Source organism: Siminovitchia jepli (genome assembly GCF_047228825.1).
GTDB lineage: Bacteria > Bacillota > Bacilli > Bacillales > Bacillaceae_C > Siminovitchia.
In genome coordinates, this window is sequence record NZ_JBFEGN010000168.1 from 1 (window position 1) to 3106 (window position 3106).

The 3106-nt window shown below is 36.6% G+C and carries 3 protein-coding genes and 1 pseudogene; 2 read left to right on the top strand and 2 right to left on the bottom strand.

Going from position 1 to position 3106, the window contains the following annotated elements; translation table 11 throughout:
- The first annotated feature begins 96 nt into the window (after window positions 1-96).
- Window positions 97-723: a LysE family translocator gene (locus tag AB1L08_RS21965; protein ID WP_413066719.1), complete on the top strand. Its 627-nt coding sequence runs from the start codon at window positions 97-99 to the stop codon at window positions 721-723.
- A 338-nt stretch (window positions 724-1061) separates the two neighbouring features.
- Here AB1L08_RS21965 and AB1L08_RS21970 read toward each other — a convergent pair whose 3' ends face one another.
- The gene (locus AB1L08_RS21970; RefSeq protein ID WP_413066717.1) at window positions 1062-1400 is read right to left on the bottom strand and encodes a hypothetical protein; all 339 of its coding nucleotides are present in this window, start codon (window positions 1398-1400) and stop codon (window positions 1062-1064) included.
- 433 nt (window positions 1401-1833) lie between these two features.
- Here AB1L08_RS21970 and AB1L08_RS21975 point away from each other — a divergent pair, with 433 nt between their 5' ends.
- Entirely contained in the window at window positions 1834-2538 is a 705-nt protein-coding gene (locus tag AB1L08_RS21975; RefSeq protein WP_413066718.1) for a VOC family protein, read from the top strand.
- A gap of 93 nt (window positions 2539-2631) precedes the next feature.
- On the opposite strand, the pseudogene AB1L08_RS21980 reads toward AB1L08_RS21975, so the two are convergent.
- A pseudogene (locus AB1L08_RS21980) lies at window positions 2632-2979 on the bottom strand (penicillin-binding transpeptidase domain-containing protein); the annotation flags it as partial.
- Window positions 2980-3106: the final 127 nt, after the last annotated feature.

Genomic DNA, 3106 nt, shown 5'->3' on the forward strand with positions numbered 1-3106 from the left:
GTAGGAGGGGAATCAAACAGTTGGGTCAAGAGATCCTTTGACCCATCTAACTCGGCGAATGCCGAGAGACTATTATACAAATTGGAGGGACTGAATATGATTACTTTCTCAACATTAAGTATGTTTGTGGTGATTGTTATAGGCCTATTTTTGATACCTGGCCCCGCTGTTCTTCTTGTTGCTTCTCGTACAGTTCAAAGTGGACGTAAAGGTGGAATAATGGCTGGGCTTGGTATCGCAACTGGTGATTTAATTCATACCTTATTTGCAACAATTGGGCTTTCCGCGATCTTAATGACTTCAGCACTAGCTTTCAATATTGTAAAGTTTGCAGGAGTCGCATACCTGTTTTACCTGGGGCTTCGAGCGATTATGGAAAAGCCTTCAGACCCAAAACTGCCAAACGTCTCTCCCGCAACGTCAATAAAATCTTATACCCAAGCAGTTTTAATTGAAGTTTTAAATCCCAAAACAGCATTGTTTTTTCTGTCATTTTTGCCTCAATTTGTACATCCGGAGCAAGGTTCAACGTTTTTTCAGTTCTTGGTGCTTGGTTTAGTATTTGTTCTACTTAGTGCGATCTATACGACGCTAATTGCAGTAGGCGTACGTTTACTGGCGGGAGTGGTCAAAAAAATTTCTTGGATAAGTCGCTTGAGCGGCAAGTTTGTTGGAGCAATTTATATAGGACTAGGATTGAAAGTTGCGTTTCAGAGTCGATAATTATGAGCAGGCAGCAGTGACTTTCTTCACTGTTCTAATGGGGTGCGATGGTTAAGTTTCTCTGCAAAAGTCGGGAGTATACGGAAAATCTCGGGAGTTTCCCTCCAAAAGTCGGGAGTATACACATAATTTCGGGAGTTTTTCTGCAGAAGTCGAGAGTATACGCATAATCTTGGGAGTTTCTCTCCAAAAGTCGAGAGTATACGCATAATCTCGGGAATTTCTCTCCAAAAGTCGAGAGTATACGCATAATCTCGGGAGTTTCTCTCCAAAAGTGAGAGTAAACGCGAGTCAAAAGTCACTTATTCTAAACACACAAAATAAAGATCGCTCATATTTTATGAACGATCTTTATTTTTTAATAATACTACTGGAGAATAAGGTTCTTTAAGGCCTTTTATATTATTTACAAAATACATATGATTATTCACTTCTCCGTATTGTTCTGTATAAGGCATTTCAATAGATTCAAATAATTTCATTTTGTCATCAGACACTTTAATTACAAACGTTTCATAACCTTCTCCATCAGATGAGACAAAGTCGCCCTGAGCTTCTTCCTCATTTAAAGCTATATCAATCATTCTTCTTAATTCCAATAATGCTTTTTTATTCCCCACTATAAATGACTCGTGATGCGGCATATGCGGTGCATATACATGAAGATATCTACACAACGTTAAGTCCTCCTTCCATACTCGTGTCATAGAAATGCTAAGAACTCAGAAAAAGTGTTATTGCCATACTTTCGTTCATAAAAATTTCGAACCGGGCCATAGCCATCGGGCTTTTTCAGATACCCTCCCACAAATATTTGTTATCAAATTAACATAACAGAAAGATTTTTACATCTCGTTCCTAAAAGTCAATGTTAATAACATTTATAAAGATAAAGTGATTTGGCTTTCAGCCATCCTTTATTATATGATTGTAGAATAAAAGTATAAATATTTCGATATTTGGATAAAAAGGGCAGAAATTCTTCATACAAAGATCTTATTCAATTTATATGGATGAAATAATGGGTCAAAGGTTTACATAAAGCTCAATGCCCAGCGAGCTAGAAATTATAATTGAAATATAGAACGTTAATTATGGAGGATATTGTCGATGGAAATAAAGTTATTGACATTACAAACAGATCAATTAGAAAAAATGAAAGAATTTTATACGCAATATTTAGGTTTTTCTCTTTGCGGTGAAAGTCCAAACAGTTTTCAAATTCAAGCAGGAACAAGCATTTTAGAATTTACGAATGAAAATGCAGCTGGGGAACCATATTATCATTTTGCATTGAATATTCCATCCAATCAATTTCAAGAAGCAAAGGCATGGTTGCAAGAAAAAACAACACTTTTATCAGAAGACGGAGAAGACGAGGCATTTTTTTCATTTTGGCCTGCACATGCTTGCTATTTTGAAGACCCGGCAGGAAATATTGTAGAACTCATTGCTCGATATAATGTGAATCCAAGTAGCGAATCGCCATTTTCAGTCAATAACATTTTGAACATCAGTGAAATTGGCTTAATTGTAAAAGATGCTCCAACAGTCGGCGAGCAATTTAAAGAAATAAACATGTTTGAAAGTGACAATGAACCCATTACGAATTCTTCTTTAAGTTTTATGCAAGAAAATAATAATGGCGTTTTTATTCTTTTAACGGGCACAGGTAGAAGATGGCTGTTCTCGGAAAAGAGATCCAACATTTTCCCGATGAAAATAGTACTTGATAAACAACTGGTTTTAGGTGTAGATGAAGAACAAGAATTTTTTATTAAAAATATTGATGAAGCCTGCACATTCGCATTCTGAAATGAAAAAACGATGGTGTTTAAAGATCTTTAGCAACCATCTATCAAAGTGATGAAGATGGTTGCTGTATTTCCGGGTACACAATTCCGGACATCATGAGTTCAGTGAAAAATAAGCAGCAAATACTTTTTTGGGGATATCCAGTATGGCATCTTCTTTATCTGTATCCATAAAAGGCAAAGCAACAGCAATCGCAATTTGCGGATTATCCGACGGGGCATAGCCTACGAAAGTCAAATTCCAGACAGCAGTCATATTTGCCGATTGAATGGGCCCACTATAAAAAGCTTGGGCAGTTCCGGTCTTACCGGAGACTTTAAATGGTGAATCGGAAAGTTTCTTTCCTGTTCCGTATGGATTACTGCCGTTTACAACATTATATAAGCCCCATTTGATTCGATCGATATATTTTTTTTCTATATTTAAATGGTTGATGACTCTGGGAGTAAAAGCTTTTTTTAGCTCACCTGGTTCTCCTTTTTCATTGTTACCTCTACCCTGAAAATATAACTAACGAACTGCTAAAAAAAGCAATACTAAGCTAACCGGCTATACCCTAATTTCCAGA

Coding starts and splice junctions, on each gene's coding strand:
- AB1L08_RS21965 (WP_413066719.1), top strand. CDS start 97: ATGATTACTTTCTCAACATTAAGTATGTTTGTGGTGATTGTTATAGGC.
- AB1L08_RS21975 (WP_413066718.1), top strand. CDS start 1,834: ATGGAAATAAAGTTATTGACATTACAAACAGATCAATTAGAAAAAATG.